Source organism: Pseudarthrobacter sp. MM222 (assembly GCF_947090775.1).
In the GTDB taxonomy this organism is placed as follows: Bacteria; Actinomycetota; Actinomycetes; order Actinomycetales; family Micrococcaceae; genus Arthrobacter.
In genome coordinates, this window is sequence record NZ_OX352321.1 from 3,557,468 (window position 1) to 3,572,975 (window position 15,508).

Here is a 15,508-nt window from a genome sequence, read left to right on the forward strand (position 1 = left end):
CAGGTGCATGTCAGCCGCCGGGGGTCCGCGATGGCGGCGCCAAGCGGCGCTGCTGGTGGCGCTGGCCGCCGGTACATCCGGACTCGCGGGGTGCGAATACGCGGACGACGTTGGCATGGCCCCAGCCGCTGTCAGCCCGTCTGCCCCGGCCGGACCGGACGCTCCACGGGCTTCCCGCGACGCCGGACTCGCCGCCGCGGAGGCCCGGAACACAGCAGAGCTTGAACGGGTGCTCGGGGCCCCGCCCGACGGGCTGATCATCAGCGGCGCCGGCGGCCTTGGCACCAGCGCCAGCAGAGGTACCACGACATCTGTCCAGGTCATCGAGGCGGGTCGGTACACCGTCACGGCGGCGTGCATCGGCGCGCCGGGCGCGCAGTTGAGCGTGACCCAGGGATCCCGGCAGGGCGGAACCGCGAGCACCCTGCTCGAGCTCAACCTTGAGTGTGGCGGAGTCGCCACTTCGGAAGTCACGCTTGAGACCGGCTCCGTCTCGGCCCATCTAGTGCAGTTCCCGGCGGGCTCCGGTCCCGGAACCGGTGCCGTTGCTGGCGTCCGGATCAGCGGGAGTGGCCCGCCTCCGTAGGTCCGGCTGGGAGTGGGAGACCGGCGGTCCAACACTGGGCCGTTCGGCTCTATCGGATCAGTTTCGGCGCATCTAAAGTCAGGGCATGCCTGGCACGGAAACTGCGCGGGGAAAAATGATGCCGCGGATGCGCTGCACAGCAGCCGCCTCCGCGACCGCCGTTGCGTTGCTTGCCGGCGTCCTGACCGGTTGCGCCTACGAGTACGACGAAGGCCTATCCGGTGAAGGCGGCGGTCCGTCCGCCGCGCCAACCCGCAGCGATGCCGCAATCCCGCAGGATCCCAGTCTGAACCAGCCCGTGTCAGGGGCGGAACTTGATGCCTGGGTACTGCAGGTGTTGCCCGATGCCAAGGGAGAGACCTTCCACACCGGCTTCGGGTCCCTGGAGGCCGACGAGGAGCGGGGCGATACGACGGCGCAGTTGCCCAAGGGCACCTACGCCCTGACGCTCGCCTGCCGGAGTGCGCGCCGGGTGTCCTTTTCCATAGAAAACGGTGAAACCGAGCTGGTGGACCTCAGTCTCCGGTGCGGAACCTCACGGGTGAGTGTGGTGACCCTCCCCGATGACGCGATCCTCAGCCTCAAGGTGGATGCGAACGCCCCGGCAAACTACGCCTACCGCATAAGCCGCATCTGAGGACAGCCGGCCGGAGCGCACCAGGCAGCAGCGTGCCCGGCCCGGCCGGGTCCTAGGCTGCGCAACCTTCGGGGCAACGCAGCGTCTCGGGGCTGGCGGCGCACTCAGCGCAATACAGTGTGAGCGTGCGGCACACCGGGTTGGAGCAGTTCTCGAATTTGCTGGTTGGCGCCGCGCAGCGGACGCACTGGCCGATCGTCTTGGCATCCTCGCTGAATTCAAGGTGCATGCGCTTGTCGAACACGTAGAGCGAGCCTTCCCAGAGGCCCTGGTCCCGGAACGTCTCCCCGTAGCGGACGATCCCGCCGTCGAGCTGGTAAACCTCCTTGAAACCGCGGTTGACCATGAGGCTGGAGAGCACTTCGCACCGGATGCCGCCGGTGCAGTAGGTGACGACCGGCTTGTCCTTGAGGCCGTCGTACTTGCCGGAATCGAGTTCCTTGATGAAGTCATGGGTGGTCGCGACGTCAGGAACGATTGCATCCTTGAACTTGCCGATCTGGGCCTCAAAGCCGTTGCGGCCGTCGAAGAAGACGACCTCGTCGCCGGAGGCCTTCCTGGCTTCGACCAGCTCGTGGACTTCCGCGGGGGTGAGGTGCCTGCCGCCGCCCACGACGCCGTTCGCGTCCACTTTGAGTTCGCCGGGGGCGCCGAAGGACACGATCTCGTCCCGCACCTTGACGCTGAGTCGCGGGAAGTCCTCGGCGCCGCCATCGGACCACTTCACGTCGATGCCGTGGAACGCCTTGTACTCGCGCGTGGTCTTCACGTACTGCTTGACAGCCTGCAGTTCGCCGCCGACAGTGGCGTTAATGCCGTCCTTGGAGATGATGATGCGCCCGGTCAGCCCGAGTTTCTCGCACAGGGCACGCTGCCAGAGCCGGACGGCATCCGGATCCGACAGGGGGGTAAAGCCGTAAAAGAGCACAATTCGATTCAAAGCCACGTATTTAAGGGTACTGGAGGGTCCGACGGCGCCGACACCGGCGGCGCCGCGGGGGCCGGGGGCCGGGACCGGCGAATCCGGCCCCGGCCAATCCGGCCAAGCCTGGGGTGCCGGGGGTGCCGATGTGGGGACGCCGCGGCGCGGCGGACGGGGGCGCGGGTGCCGATGCGGGGCCGCCGCGGCGCGGCGGACGGGGGCGCGGGCGGCCTTCCGGGTCAGTCACAATTTCATAAGCGTGCCCGCTTCCCCGACCCGGCCACTGTTGCTTGCGGCGGGGCTGGAATACGCTCATCTCATGAGTCTGGACGCCATGGTTGAAGACACGACCCATCTGGTGGAAATCTGGGTGGCCGGCTGGGCCGGTTGCCGTGGTTATGAGACGCGCAGGGAAGGCCGGTTCCCGGCGGCCCTGCGCGCTGATACAACCCGTGAGTGGGAGTATTTCGCCCATGATCCCTCGGATCCGGAGTTTGCCCAACTGGCCGCGCGGACCGCGGAAGTGCCCGCCCGGATCCTAACCATCTTCACCAACGATCTGGATCGCTATACGTCACTGGCGCAGCGACACGCCCTCAATGTCACTTCGGTTTCCCAGAACATGATGATCGTGGACATGGAAACCCAGGACGCGGAGGACCCCTGGCTTTCCGACGACGAGCTCAAACTCGAGGTGTCCAGGACCGACGGTGTACACCACGCCGTGGTCAGCGCGGGCGAGGAGGTAGCCGCGAGCGGACGGGTATTTGTGGTGGACCGCACGGCGATCTTCGACAAAATCGTCACCGAGCCGGGCTTTCAGCGGCGCGGGCTCGGCAGTTTCATCATGCGGGCGCTGGCCGCGCAGGCATTCGAGTATGAGGTGGAAACCGGACTGCTGCTGGCCTCCCTGGACGGCCAGAAGCTGTATTCCCACCTCGGCTGGAGCACCGTCTGCCGAGTGCTGATGCTTTCGGCGTCGGATGAGGGTTCGGACTTGTCCGTGGGCTGACCTGCCTGTGGGGCCGCGCCCGGCCGATTTGAGCCCGGGTGAAAGAATGTTTGAGTGAACCCACATGAGTCCCTGATTCCGTTGCTGGGCCGCGGCCCGGACCCGGAACAGCTCCGCCATGTGCGCACTATCCCCTCCCGCCCGGCGGTGAACACGCCGTGGCCCGAGTGGGCGCATCCCGATCTGGTAACCGCTTACGGCTCGCTCGGAATCCATGAGCCGTACCGCCACCAGATCCAGGCCGCTGATCTGGCCCATGCCGGAGAGCACGTCGTGATCGCCACCGGGACCGCTTCGGGCAAATCGCTGGCCTACCAGCTGCCGGCGCTGGACGCGATCCACCGCTCGGAGCTGCGCGTCCTGGCGGATCCGGGCAAGATTCATGACGACGGCGCGGTCACGCTTTACCTGTCTCCCACCAAAGCCTTGGCTGCCGACCAACTGGCCGCCATCCGGTCGCTGAAGCTCCCAACCGTGCGGGCCGAGACCTATGACGGCGACACGGATCCGGCGTCGCGGCGCTGGATCCGGGACCACGCGAACTTTATCCTCGCCAATCCGGACATGCTGCACTTCGGGATTCTGCCCAACCACGCCTGGTGGGCACGGTTTTTCCGCCGGCTGCGCTACGTGATCGTCGACGAGGCCCACAGCTACCGCGGCGTGTTCGGTTCCCACGTGGCCAACTTGATGCGCCGGCTTCGCCGTATCTGCGCCTACTACAGCCCGGACGGTTCGCACCCCGGACCCGTGTTCATCGCAGCCTCGGCCACCGCCTCGGAGCCGGGGACGTCCTTCGGCAGGCTTATCGGGGCACCGGTCCGCGCCGTATCTGAAGACTCCTCCCCACACGGCTCCACCACTGTCGCATTCTGGGAGCCTGCCCTGACGGAGCTCCGGGGCGAGAACGGTGCAAAGGAACGCCGGACTGCGGTGGCGGAAACCGCGGACCTGCTGGCCAACCTGGTCTCCTCACGGGTGCGGACCATTGCCTTCATCAAGTCACGGCGGGGCGCCGAGACGATTGCGTCCATCACGAAGCGGCTCCTGGACGAAGTGGATCCCAGCCTGCCGCAGCGGGTCGCGGCGTACCGCTCGGGCTACCTGCCGGAAGAGCGCCGCGCCCTCGAGAAGGCCTTGCGCTCCGGCGAGCTCCTGGGCGTCTCCAGCACGTCGGCCCTGGAACTCGGCATCGACATCTCCGGGCTGGACGCGGTGCTGGTGGCAGGCTGGCCGGGAACCCGCGCGTCGTTGTTCCAGCAGATCGGCCGGGCGGGCCGGGCCGGCCAGGATGCCATCGCCGCCTTTGTGGCGAGCGATGATCCGCTGGACACGTATCTCGTGAATCATCCCGAGGCGATCTTCGACGTTTCGGTGGAAGCCACCGTCTTCGATCCCTCCAACCCCTACGTGCTGGGTCCGCACCTCTGCGCCGCGGCCGCCGAACTACCGCTGGGCTTCGCCGAACTGGAGCTGTTCGGCGGTACGGCAGAGAAGCTGCTGGACCAGCTCGTGGCCCAGGGCTACCTGCGAAAACGCCCCGCCGGCTGGTTCTGGACCCACCCGCAGAGTGCGGCGGCCATGGTGAACCTGCGGGCCGACGGCGGCGGGCCGGTGAGCATAGTCGACGCCGACACCGGTTCCCTGCTGGGGACCATGGACTCGCCGCAGACGCACTACCAGGCGCACACCGGAGCCGTTTACGTGCACCAGGGCGAGAGCTACGTGGTCGAGGACCTGAACGAGGACGAGCACTGCGTGGTGGTGCGCCGCGCCAACCCGGACTACTACACCACCGCCCGGGACGTGACGCAGATCGAGGTGCTGGAAACCCAGCGCACCACCCGGTGGGGCAACGTGGCGGTGCATTTCGGCGACGTGAAGGTAACAACACAGGTGGTCTCCTTCCAGCGCAAGGCACTGATCTCGAATGAAATCCTCGGTGAGGAACCGCTGCAGCTCGGCGCCCGGGACTTGTTCACCAAAGCCGTCTGGTTCGTGGTGGACAACCGGTCACTGACTGGAGCCGGGCTGATCGAGGCGCAGTTCCCCGGCGCCCTGCATGCCGCCGAGCATGCCGCCATCGGGCTCCTGCCGCTGGTTGCCTCCAGTGACCGCTGGGACATCGGCGGCGTGTCCACGGCCATCCATGCGGACACCGGGGTGCCCACGATCTTCGTTTACGACGGGCATGCCGGCGGCGCGGGCTTCGCCGAACGCGGTTACGAGAAGGCGAAGGTATGGCTGTCCGCCACCCGCGACGCGATCAATGCCTGCGAATGCGAGTCCGGCTGTCCTTCGTGTGTGCAGTCCCCCAAATGCGGCAACAAGAACAACCCCCTGGACAAGGATGCCGCCGTCACGCTGATCGATGTCCTATTGAAGGACGCCTCCGATTTCATGGATGCGGGCGGCACGGCCGAAATAAGTGCCTCCGACGTAGGAGGAGGCTGCCAAGCGGGCGACGGCTCAGCTGGAGACATGTCAGGGTCGAACGGGAAATACGGCGGCGCGGACCTGAACGTGGCTCCCCTCCAGGCCTGAGCCCGCACTGGCTCTCCGGGTCTTAGCCTGCACTGATTCTTTAGGCCATGGCCGGTACTGGCAATCTGCACTGGCACGCTCCCTCGCGACGCTACGGCACCGTCTCCGGGGGAGGCGGCTCCGGGGGCGGCGGCACCGCCTCCGGGGGAGGCGGCTCCGGGGGCGGCGGACCGGCGCGGGCGAGTCCGGTGGCCGCCCCGAACATCGTGCCGGAGTCGAGCTGCGTCCGGACCTGAACGGTTTCCCCCTCTCCCTCGGAACAGGTCAGTACCCTCGCATGGTGGCGCCTTGCGACCTCGCTGGCAACAGCGCAAGGCTCGCCGTCGGTGATCCCCCTGGCCGCATCCGCTGCCGCCAGCGCCGCAAGGTCGGCTGCTGCTGCCGCCCGGGACGCCAACGCTGCCGCCTGCGCCAGCAGCGCGATCAGGACCGCCGCCATGAGCAGGACCAACCCGAGGGCCAGAGCCAGAACTGTTCCCGAGCCGCGGTCAGGGTGGCTCAGCGGGGCCGACTCCGCAGGGAAAGTCGGGGGCGGCTTCACGAACTCAGCCCCAGCGATTGGTGGCGCTGCCCCGGTACGATCCGGACAGGGCCCGCAGCCACGGCGGTCTCTCGCCGCGTCCAGGCGCTGGCGGAGAGAGTCCACGGCATGAGCGAACCGACGGTGCCTTGGACCCGGCCCGAGACAGTGACACTGCTCCAGGTGCCGTCGGAAGTCACCGCCGACCCGGCTGATTCCCCGGCCAGCCGCCGCACGATCCCGTCAACGGCGGCAGCACTTTCGCCCCGCGCGAGGGCACGCGCACCCGCCCGGGCGGCTTCCTCGAAGCGAAGCTGTGTCACCCCGGCGGCCGAGCCGGTCAGGACCATGGCCAGCAGGAGAACGACAGCCGGCAAGGCCACGGCAAATTCGGCGGTAATAGCGCCGCGGCAGGAGCTGTCCGGGGAAACGGCACGCGCCGCCTGTAGGCGGTCACCTGCCTGTGGAGAGGCGACTGCTGGGTATGCGGAGAGTGCGGGCCGGAGCGGCCGACCGCGGGCAGTCTCGGTTTCGGGCCGTCCGGGCTTCATGGCAACGCCAGTGCCGTGCGGATGAGATTGAGCAGGAACCCGCGGACCTCGTCACTTCGCATAATGAACACGAGGACCCCGGCAAAGCCCACGGCAGCCAGGGTGGCGATGGCGTACTCGGCGGTCGCCATTCCGGCTTCGGAACCCCCGCTCCGCCTTCGACGGCTGCCGTGGACCGGGTTGGCGGCGCGTGCTCCGGGATAAATTTCGCGGACCTCCGCGGTGCCAGGCTCGGCGGCTTCCCGGGGGTTTCCGGCCGGGGCGTCTCGGTGAATCGACATGTGATTTCCTTTCGAAGGACCCGGCTGAACCGCCGGCTCCTTCGACTCTCCCTGACCCCGGCCAGACCGGTAAGGCCGGAAAACGGCCAAGTGGAAAACGTGGCCATCCGGCAGGCTGTGGAGGATGACTCCGGACGGTCTGCCCCGAGTCGGCCCCGGCCCGGCTCCGCCCCGCGCCGCCTAAAATCGCCGGGCCGCCCGTTCCAACACCGGCCACGGCGGCAACACCGGCCACGGGACATGAAGTGGGCCTCCTAGCATTGGCGGTACGCACCAGGCTAGGAGGCCCTCAATCATCCGGGACCCTGATTCTGTCCCTGCTCAGTACCTATCGGAGGAAGTAACCGGCCACGTCGGCGATGAGCTGGGAGCTGCCGGTGGACCGATTGAACAACGAAACCCGCCCGTCGGAGCCGACTGGGACTGCGACCAGGTTCGGAACCGTCTGCCCAGTAGAGAAGTTCAGGTTGGACGCGTTGGGACGCGCCGTACCGGAAGCGTAGGCGGTGACGAAACCGAAGGACTGAGGCGCCGTGACGGTCAGGTTGAAGACCACGGCAGAGACGTTGGCGGGAATGCCGTTGGCGCCGGCGACCCGGAAGGCAACCGCTGCGTCCGCCGCGGCGGCCGCGGCATTTCTGGTGTCCAGTGCCCGGGTCGGCCCGATGGCCTTGAAGGCGCCTGGCGCCGTCGGCGTGCCGGGAAGGTAGTACCCGGCGACATCTGCGATGAGCTGGGCGGTACCGCCGGAGCGGTTGAACAGCGTGACTTTTCCGTCCGCTCCCACAGGAACGGTTACCAGGTTGGGCACGGTCTGACCGGCAGAAAAGTTCAGGTTGGAGGCGTTGGGGCGTCCGGTTCCGGAGGCATAGGCTGTGATGAAACCGAAGGACCGGGCCTCGGTCACGGTGAGGTTGAAGACCACCGACGCCACAGACGCAGGGATGCCGTTGGCGCCGGCGACCTGGAAGGACACCGGTGAATCCGCACCGACGGGCGCTGCGTTTCGGGTGTCCAGGATCCGGGAGGGTGCGAGGGACTTGAAGGACCCAGGTGTTGCCGGGGCGCCGGTGATGTAGTAGCCCGTAACGTCAGCGATCAGCTGGGAGCTCCCGGGAGATCGGTTAAAGAGAGTGACCTTTCCGTCGGCCCCTACCGGGACCGTCACAAGGTTCGGAACGGTTTGCCCGGCGGCGAAGTTGAGGTTGGACGCGTTCGGGCGACCAGTGCCGGACGCGTAGGCAGTGATGAAGCCTGCGGACCGCGGCGACGTGACCGTCAGGTTGAACACTACGGATGCCACCTTGGCCGGGATGCCCCCTACGCCCGCGACCTGGAATGACACCGCGGAATCGGCACCCACGGCCGAGGCGTTCCTGGTGTCTAGCATCCGGGCGGGAGTGATCGGAGCAAAGGTTCCGGGCTGGCCGGTCACACCCTTCGAGCTCTTGATGACGACGTCATCGATGTAGACGTCTCCTGCCTGCCGCCGGTGTTCAGCGCCCATCTGCACGGCCGACACGGTGTTGACGTCGATGGCGACCTGGCCGCTGGAAAACACCAGCTTGTCATCGAACCAGATCTCCACGGTGGTCGATGCTCCGTTGGCGATGGCGTGCAGTTGCAGGTGATGCCAGCTGCCCAGTTTCACGCTGGGCACCAGCCGGGTGTACGTGGGGGTCCCGGTTGGGGACGCGACCCGCAGCCACAGTGGGCCGATTCCGTTGTTGGAGCGGTACACGTCGAGGACCCGGGTGCCATTGGTGAAGTAGCGGAAGTAGGGTACGTTGTTGCCGTCCACGCCCTTCGCGGTGACGTTAAACCAGCCGTCAGCGTAGACGTCCTTGCTCCCGGCGGGCAGGGGCGCGGAAAAGTTTGCCAGGGAGCCCGCCGCGGTGGTCACGTGCAGCTTGGCGGCGCACCGACCGGAATGGGCAGTTACCTCGGAAATCGTGGCCGTGCCTGATCCCGAGGTGAGGGGGGCGGCGAAGCCGGACGCTGCGATTGTTTGGGCCTCGAAACTCGTGGCCAGCGCTGTTGTGCCCGGAAAGTTGTTGGTAGGTGCCGGCGTTGCTGGGGTGCAGGTGAGGGCATGAGCCGGCGTGGCGCCAACGGCCAGCCCGGCCACCACCAACAGATTAAGCGCCGCAATAACGCCGGCCCTTCGCAGTCGAATCATTGATCTGCCCCCTGCCTTGACTACAACTCCCGATTATTTTTTTCAGACGTACCGAGATACCGGACGCCCTGAGCGGGTAGCAATGACTGGGTCACACACGAGGGCGCTCGTACTGCGATGCCTACCGCACAGTACCGGTGTGCACTTTGGAAAACCTTGGATGGGCCAGGGGTCAGCCGGGCATCATTGCCAGGAACACGGGCAGGATGCCGAGGCATACAAAGGCCGGCAGTGAGCAGAGGCCCAGGGGGACGACGAGCTTTACACCAAGGGCGGCGGCCCTTTTCTCGGCGGACCTGAAGCGTTCCCGGCGGATCCGGGCCGCTTGGGCATACAAAACCGCGGACGACGGCGCGCCGGTAAGGGCGGCGAAGCCCAGGGCGTCCTGCAGGTCCAGCAGTTGGGGCGATCGGACGTTCGAACTACGCCAGGCGGCGTCCCAGTCCGCACCGATAGCCAGCGCTGACACAACCGGGCGAAGCGGCAGGCGGAACTCCTGGGCGGCGAGGTTCGCGACCAGTTCCAACGCCCGTCCGAGTCCGGACCCTGCGTCCAGCATGGCCCCGATCAGCTCGAGCATCATGGCGGTGTCGCCAAGGCCTGCGGCGTCGGCCGTCAGCGCGTCGCCCTCGGCGGTTCGAGGGATTTCGGCCCCTGCCCGCCAGGGTTCGTGCTGCCGCCGCCTGAGCCGTTGCCTGGCCCGGGAGCGGTCGGAAAGTGCCACCGCCGCGGCCCCCGCCAGCAGTAGTGCGACGGCGAGGCCTGCCAGCTCGGCAGTCATCGCGTTTGTCCGGCCGCTGCCTTGACAAGCCCCGCCGACCAGATCCGTCCGGTCACTGTGAGTGCTACGCCCGCCGTCAGCGCTGCAAGGCCTGCCGGCTCCCCCAGCAGGATATTTATCGGGTCCACGCCCAGCACAACGCCGAGTCCCAATCCGAGGACGGGCAGCCAGCCGAGCAGGCGAACAGTGGCCCGCGGACCGGCTAGGGCAGTCTGTCGTGCCGCTTCCGCATCCTCCTCGGCCTCCAACTGGGCGCCGAAACGCGTCAAAACGTCGGCCAACGGACAGCCGCTCGCCTCCGCCACATCGAAGCACGCGGCGAACTCGATCCAGGCACGGCGTTCCTGGTCGGACACACGGCTTCCCGGCACTTCGCCGGAGACCGGGACCGTGCCTGCCCTGCGGATGGCCTCCCCCACAGGCACTCCGCACCTCGCGGCAGCGCGGGCGGCGGCGAGGATGGCCCGGGAGGCCGAGCCGAGCCCTGCGGGTGGGGCATCGGCCGCGGACCTGCCCGGCCGAGGATCGCCGCCATAGAGCAGCCACAGCTCATCCCAGAGCCGCGCGGGCGGGCGGCCGCCTCTGAGCAGCGCGGCGGACTGCTCGACCAGCTGGGCCATCGGTACGTGTCGCGGCCCGGACCGAGTCCACGACGCCGGCCGCAGACCGGGGAGCACCGGCACGCCCATCGCGCCGCGTCGCAGGGCAGCCGCGGGTTCCCGGGCTCGCAACGTGCCGGGTCCCCGACGGTTGGCGGCCGGCCCCCTCCCCGACGCCGCCCATGACGCCGGGGGAATCCGACGTCGGAGCCGCCGGCCCGGACGGCCGGGCGGCGAAAGCGCCAACCAAACGGCGAGGGCCAACACTCCGATCAGCGCGGGCGTCACTCCGGGACTCCCTCTGCCCCTAGGTCCAGCCCCAGGCGTTCCGCCAGCCTCGGCCACGCCGGGCCGCAGCGGACGCCGCCCTTCGCACCCTCCTCCGCCTCGAGAGCCGCGGTGACAGCCAAGCCTCCTTCGAGGTCCTCGAGGACTCCGATGCTCGCCACGTGCCGCCGGTTCCCGGTCCGGCCCACGTGGACCACGGCGTCCAGCGCGCTCGCCACCTGCAGGCGCACGGCGTCCTGGTCCATGCCCGCCAGTGCGCCCAGCGCCGTCAACCGGGCGGGGACGGCTCCAGCGGTATTCGCATGGATGGTTCCGCCGCCTCCGGTGTGGCCGGTGTTCATGGCCGTCAGGAGTTCCCGGACCTCGGCACCCCGGCATTCGCCCACGACCAGCCTGTCGGGCCGCATCCTCAACGCCTGGCGGACCAGCTCGCCCAGGTCCACCACACCGGTTCCCTCGAGGTTTCCATGCCGGGTCTCCAGCGACACGACATGCGGGTGCACGGGGTTGAGCTCGGAAGCGTCTTCAATCAGGACGAGCCGCTCCCCCTGGAGGCACAGGCCGAGGAGCGTGGCGAGCAGCGTCGTCTTTCCTGTACCGGTGGCTCCGCTGATCAAAAAACCCAACCGGCGATCGATCATGCGTTCCAGTACCGTCCCGATGAGGGTGCCGAACATGCCGATCTGCCGCAGCTCCAGCATCGTGAACACTCTTTCCCGCCGGATTCTCACGCTCAGCAGGGTGCCCGTCGTGGAGATCGGCGGCAGGACCGCGTGCACCCGATAGCCGCCGTCGAGCCGGACGTCCACGCACGGAGATCCGTCGTCGAGGCGCCGCCCGCCCGCCGCGACGAGCCGGGCGGCCAGCGCACGGATCTGTGACTCACCAGAGAAGAACACCGGCACCTTCTCCGGGCCGTTTCCGCGGTCAAGCCAGACCGAGTCCGGGCCGTTGACGAAGATGTCCGTCACGGCAGGATCCCTTGCGAGTGCCTGCAGCGGACCCAGTCCGGTGAGTTCCGCGCTGATGCTGTCCACCGCGGCCAGGGCACCCGCGGTGCCGAGCAGCCGTCCGGTCGCTTGCACGGCGGCCGCCACCCGGGTCGGAGTGACCGGACCCGCCTCGGACAGAACGGACTCCCGCACCGTCTGCAGCAGGTGCTCGTCCGCTGGGCTGCCCGCCCCTGCCCGGCTGCCGAGGCGGCGCCTGCCGTGCACAGCTGCGTCCGGGGGCCCCGCCGCTGCGTGCGCGCTCACCGGAGCTCCCCGACGCTCTGCTCAAGTACCGCTGCGGCGAAACGGCGAACGACGCGTTGCTGCCCCGAAACCAGGAGCCGTCCAAGTTCAGTTGCCGCAGCCGTGCCCCGGACTTCCGGCATGGTCCCGGACAATGGAAGTCCGACCGAGTCGGCAATCAGCCCTCCGTCCAGCACGGCTCCGGGCTTGCCCCGGACCACAAGGGAGGTTTCCACGGGAGGGAGATCGTGCAGCAGCCGCGCGGTGGCGACGGCCGCGCGCAGCTGGGCGGGGACGATGAGAAGGAGCCGGTCGCAGTCCCAGGCGAAGGCGCGCAAGGGCTCATATCCACGACCGATGTCCAGCACCACCAGTTCAAAGCCGCGCCGGGCAGCTTCCAGGACGACGGACACCGTGCTGGTCTCCGCAGCCGTGGCACCGTCGCGGCTGCCCGGCCAGGACAGGAAGGAGAAACCTCCTGCGGTCGGCAGGGACTCGGCCAGCTGGCCCGGATCGATGCTGCCGCTTGCCCCGGCGAGGTCCGGCCAGCGGAGGCCAGGCGTGTCCTCGGCCGCCAAAGCGAGTTCAAGGCCACCGCCGCGGGGGTCCCCGTCCACGAGGAGGACGTTTGCGCCGCGCCGTGCAGCGGCCTGTGCCAGCCAGATGGCGGCGGTGGTGGCTCCCGCCCCGCCGCAACCGCCGCTGACGCCGAGGACGAGCCCGCCTGCGACGGGCGATCGGGAGCGGCTGAGGTGCGCGGCAAGCCAGGCCGCGGCGTCGGGCAGCACGGCGACGCACTCCGCCCCTATCGCGGCTGCCAATTGCCAGAGGCCCTCCCCGTCTGCGTTCAGTCCGACCAGCACGGCGGGCGCCCGGCGCCGCGGCGGGAGTGTGGTGATGTCGCTGCCCACCAGCACCGCCGCGGCAGGGTCCCAGAACGGCGCCGCCTCCACTGCGTCCAGCACTGTCCGCAACGTGCCCCCGGCCGCCGCCACGATGCGCTCCACTTCACCGCGGAGCACCTCGTCCCCGGTTACCAGCAGCGTCTCCGCCGACGCGTCCGGCAGCCAGCCCGTTTCACCGGGTCCGGCGCTTCGCCGGTGTGGGGTGTCGGGGCGAAATAGCTCATGCCGGCTCATACGGCCACTCTGCCCCCGGGCCGGACCGGCCGTAAGCCGCGCGCCGGGCTATGTGGACAAGCCGCACCCAGCCACAGGGCAGAATTGACCTATGTATCTGCTGCTGGCCGCCCACGCTGACGGCGCAGCCCTGCTGGAACTCGCCGCCGGGGGTGCCCCCCACCCGGCCAGCCCCGAACCGAGGGTCATCGGCGCAGCGGAACTGGCCGGCGTCGTACTCCAACTCGAGAAGCGGCGTCCGCGCTGGATTTGGCACCGCACGCAGGACTGGTACCCGTCCCTGCTGGCCGCCGGGGTGGAGTTGGAACGCTGCTACGACCTCGCACTGTGCGGCGCGATCCTGGCACACTCGGAATTCACAGCCCACACGGCGTACGCGAGAAACGCGGAGAAGCTGACCCAGGACGATGAGCTGCAGCAGCCGCCGCGAGTGCTCCAGCCGCCGCCTCCGCCCGCGGATCAGGGCGCTTTGTTTGACGACCCGGCACTTCGGCAGGCGCCCCGCCACAGCGTCGAGGAGCTGCGTGAAGAATACGCCGCGCAGCAGGACGCGCTCAGCCAGGCGGGGGCAGGAAGCCAGCCGGACAACCGTAAACAGCGGCTCCAGCTGCTCCTGGCGGCAGAGTCCGCAGGGGCCATGATCGCCGCGGAAATGCAACACGCGGGGGTTCCCTGGCGGACGGAGCTGCATGAGGAGATTCTCGCCGACCACTTAGGACCGCGCCCTCCCCAGGGCCACCGTCCGGCAAAACTTGAGGCGCTCACCACGGAGCTCCGGCAACTGCTCAATTCCCCTTCGCTCAACCCGGATTCGCCCCAGGAGCTCATGCGAGCCCTGCACCGGAACGGGATCGAAGTGAAGACCACCCGCCAGTGGGAGCTGAAGGAATCGTCGCATGCGGCGATCGGGCCGCTCCTGGCGTACAAGAAGCTGTCCCGGCTCCATGCGGCCAACGGCTGGGCCTGGCTCGATGCATGGGTCAAGGACGGCCGGTTCCAGCCGGAGTATGTCGTCGGCGGTGTGGTCTCGGGCCGCTGGGCCTCCCGCGGCGGCGGGGCGCTGCAGATCCCGCGCCAGATCCGGGGCGCCGTGCACGCCGATCCGGGCCACAAGCTGATCGTCGCGGACGCCTCCCAGCTTGAACCGCGGGTGCTGGTGGCGCTCGCCCAGGACTCAAAGATGGCCGAGGCGGCCCGGGACAAGGACCTCTACGCCGGCATCGCGGCGCAGGGTTTCGGTGGCGACCGCGCGAAGGCAAAGGGGGCGCTCCTGGGGGCCATCTACGGGGCAACGACGGGCGAGTCCGGGCGCCTCATGCCCCAGCTTGCCCGCACCTATCCCCGGGCTGTCGGGTTTGTGGAGAACGCAGCGCGCCAGGGTGAGGCCGGGAAAACTGTCACTTCCCGGCTCGGCCGCAGCACCCCGCCGCCGTCGGAGGGGTGGTTGCGGAGCCAGCGGTCCGCCACCGCCGAAGAACAGCGCCGTGCCGATTCCCTGGCCCGGTCGCGGGGCCGGTTCACCCGCAACTTCGTGGTGCAGGGCTCAGCCGCGGATTGGGCGGCATGCTGGCTGGCCGAATTGCGACGGCGGTTGCGGGCCATGCGCACGGGCGGCGTGCCCGCCGGGGAACTGGTGTTTTTCCTCCACGACGAAGTCATGGTCCATTGCCCGGACGAAGCGGTGGGGGACTGCATCGTGGCCATCGAGGAGGCTGCTAATGCCGCCAAGGAGCTGCTTTTCGGCCGCATACCGGTCGAGTTCCCTGTCAGCGTGGCCGTTGTGGACTCCTACGACAAGGCGAAATAGGGCAACGGAAACCGCCGCCCGTAACGTACCCGTCGGTAGCGTTGTGTCCGGTCCATCAGCCCGGTTAGGCTCGAAAAGGCCGACAGCCGTTCTGGTTGCACCGGCCGATGCAACGACGCATGGATTTGGGAAGGCAGCAGATTGGCTGGCATTTTTGAGATCGCCGAGGCTGGAGAGAAAGCCTACTTCTTCAAGCTGACCGCACCGGATGGAACGGTGGTCGCCGTTTCGCCATTGTTCAATACCATCAAGGCCGCTGCCGCGGGCATTACCGCTGTGCGCGAAAACGCCGCCACCGGCTTGGTCGTCGACAAGTCGAGGCCCAGGAAGAACGCGCCGGCCGGCCGGGAGGCAACCCGGCCCGGCAGCACGCGGACGAGCCCGCGGCTCGCCCCACGCTAGCGTAGTCCCACGCTAGCCTTGCCCG

At 68.5% G+C, this 15,508-nt stretch carries 15 protein-coding genes; 6 read left to right on the forward strand and 9 right to left on the reverse strand.

Annotated elements, in window-relative coordinates:
* Positions 1-7 precede the first annotated feature (7 nt).
* Positions 8-586 carry a hypothetical protein gene (locus OM977_RS16280; protein WP_264354932.1) on the forward strand — a complete coding sequence of 193 codons (579 nt, stop codon included), beginning with the start codon at positions 8-10 and terminating at the stop codon, positions 584-586.
* Between the two features lie 85 nt (positions 587-671).
* Positions 672-1,223, forward strand: coding sequence for a hypothetical protein (locus OM977_RS16285; protein ID WP_264354933.1), 552 nt, complete (start codon positions 672-674; stop codon positions 1,221-1,223).
* A gap of 52 nt (positions 1,224-1,275) precedes the next feature.
* On the opposite strand, the gene trhO is transcribed toward OM977_RS16285, so the two are convergent.
* Positions 1,276-2,169: an oxygen-dependent tRNA uridine(34) hydroxylase TrhO gene (gene trhO / locus OM977_RS16290; protein ID WP_264354934.1), complete on the reverse strand. Its 894-nt coding sequence runs from the start codon at positions 2,167-2,169 to the stop codon at positions 1,276-1,278.
* A gap of 295 nt (positions 2,170-2,464) precedes the next feature.
* Here trhO and OM977_RS16295 point away from each other — a divergent pair, with 295 nt between their 5' ends.
* Positions 2,465-3,157, forward strand: coding sequence for a GNAT family N-acetyltransferase (locus tag OM977_RS16295; protein ID WP_264354935.1), 693 nt, complete (start codon positions 2,465-2,467; stop codon positions 3,155-3,157).
* Between the two features lie 54 nt (positions 3,158-3,211).
* Positions 3,212-5,701 carry a DEAD/DEAH box helicase gene (locus tag OM977_RS16300; RefSeq protein WP_264354936.1) on the forward strand — a complete coding sequence of 830 codons (2,490 nt, stop codon included), beginning with the start codon at positions 3,212-3,214 and terminating at the stop codon, positions 5,699-5,701.
* 91 nt (positions 5,702-5,792) lie between these two features.
* On the opposite strand, the gene OM977_RS16305 is transcribed toward OM977_RS16300, so the two are convergent.
* From OM977_RS16305 to ssd, 8 genes are all read right to left on the reverse strand, one after another.
* Positions 5,793-6,242 (reverse strand): Rv3654c family TadE-like protein, encoded by a 450-nt coding sequence (locus OM977_RS16305; protein ID WP_333473984.1) that lies wholly within the window; start codon positions 6,240-6,242, stop codon positions 5,793-5,795.
* A complete protein-coding gene (locus OM977_RS16310) occupies positions 6,239-6,604 on the reverse strand; it encodes a TadE family type IV pilus minor pilin (protein WP_264354937.1) in 366 nt (121 codons plus the stop codon). The genes OM977_RS16305 and OM977_RS16310 overlap by 4 nt, the downstream gene beginning before the upstream one ends.
* Positions 6,605-6,768: 164 nt before the next feature.
* Positions 6,769-7,143: a DUF4244 domain-containing protein gene (locus tag OM977_RS16315; RefSeq protein ID WP_442960661.1), complete on the reverse strand. Its 375-nt coding sequence runs from the start codon at positions 7,141-7,143 to the stop codon at positions 6,769-6,771.
* A 238-nt stretch (positions 7,144-7,381) separates the two neighbouring features.
* The gene (locus tag OM977_RS16320; protein ID WP_264354939.1) at positions 7,382-9,232 is read right to left on the reverse strand and encodes a hypothetical protein; all 1,851 of its coding nucleotides are present in this window, start codon (positions 9,230-9,232) and stop codon (positions 7,382-7,384) included.
* A gap of 172 nt (positions 9,233-9,404) precedes the next feature.
* Positions 9,405-10,013, reverse strand: a complete 609-nt coding sequence (locus OM977_RS16325) for a type II secretion system F family protein (RefSeq protein WP_264354940.1) — start codon at positions 10,011-10,013, stop codon at positions 9,405-9,407.
* Entirely contained in the window at positions 10,010-10,633 is a 624-nt protein-coding gene (locus tag OM977_RS16330) for a hypothetical protein (protein ID WP_333473985.1), read from the reverse strand. The genes OM977_RS16325 and OM977_RS16330 overlap by 4 nt, the downstream gene beginning before the upstream one ends.
* A 263-nt stretch (positions 10,634-10,896) precedes the next feature.
* Entirely contained in the window at positions 10,897-12,117 is a 1,221-nt protein-coding gene (locus OM977_RS16335) for a TadA family conjugal transfer-associated ATPase (RefSeq protein ID WP_264357455.1), read from the reverse strand.
* A 35-nt stretch (positions 12,118-12,152) separates the two neighbouring features.
* Entirely contained in the window at positions 12,153-13,274 is a 1,122-nt protein-coding gene (gene ssd / locus OM977_RS16340; protein WP_264354942.1) for a septum site-determining protein Ssd, read from the reverse strand.
* A gap of 91 nt (positions 13,275-13,365) precedes the next feature.
* Between ssd and OM977_RS16345 the strand changes: the two genes are divergently transcribed.
* Both OM977_RS16345 and OM977_RS16350 read left to right on the forward strand, forming a co-directional pair.
* On the forward strand, positions 13,366-15,081 hold the full coding sequence (locus OM977_RS16345) for a bifunctional 3'-5' exonuclease/DNA polymerase (protein WP_264354943.1): 1,716 nt from the start codon (positions 13,366-13,368) through the stop codon (positions 15,079-15,081).
* 141 nt (positions 15,082-15,222) lie between these two features.
* Entirely contained in the window at positions 15,223-15,483 is a 261-nt protein-coding gene (locus OM977_RS16350) for a YegP family protein (RefSeq protein ID WP_264354944.1), read from the forward strand.
* The last annotated feature ends 25 nt before the right edge of the window (positions 15,484-15,508 follow it).

What these genes read in the sequence shown, in the direction of transcription:
- OM977_RS16280 (WP_264354932.1), top strand. Translation starts at nt 8, where the DNA reads ATGTCAGCCGCCGGGGGTCCGCGATGGCGGCGCCAAGCGGCGCTGCTG.
- OM977_RS16285 (WP_264354933.1), top strand. Translation starts at nt 672, where the DNA reads ATGCCTGGCACGGAAACTGCGCGGGGAAAAATGATGCCGCGGATGCGC.
- OM977_RS16295 (WP_264354935.1), top strand. Translation starts at nt 2,465, where the DNA reads ATGAGTCTGGACGCCATGGTTGAAGACACGACCCATCTGGTGGAAATC.
- OM977_RS16320 (WP_264354939.1), bottom strand. Translation starts at nt 9,232, where the DNA reads ATGATTCGACTGCGAAGGGCCGGCGTTATTGCGGCGCTTAATCTGTTG.
- OM977_RS16325 (WP_264354940.1), bottom strand. Translation starts at nt 10,013, where the DNA reads ATGACTGCCGAGCTGGCAGGCCTCGCCGTCGCACTACTGCTGGCGGGG.
- OM977_RS16330 (WP_333473985.1), bottom strand. Translation starts at nt 10,633, where the DNA reads ATGGCCCAGCTGGTCGAGCAGTCCGCCGCGCTGCTCAGAGGCGGCCGC.
- ssd (WP_264354942.1), bottom strand. Translation starts at nt 13,274, where the DNA reads ATGAGCCGGCATGAGCTATTTCGCCCCGACACCCCACACCGGCGAAGC.
- OM977_RS16345 (WP_264354943.1), top strand. Translation starts at nt 13,366, where the DNA reads ATGTATCTGCTGCTGGCCGCCCACGCTGACGGCGCAGCCCTGCTGGAA.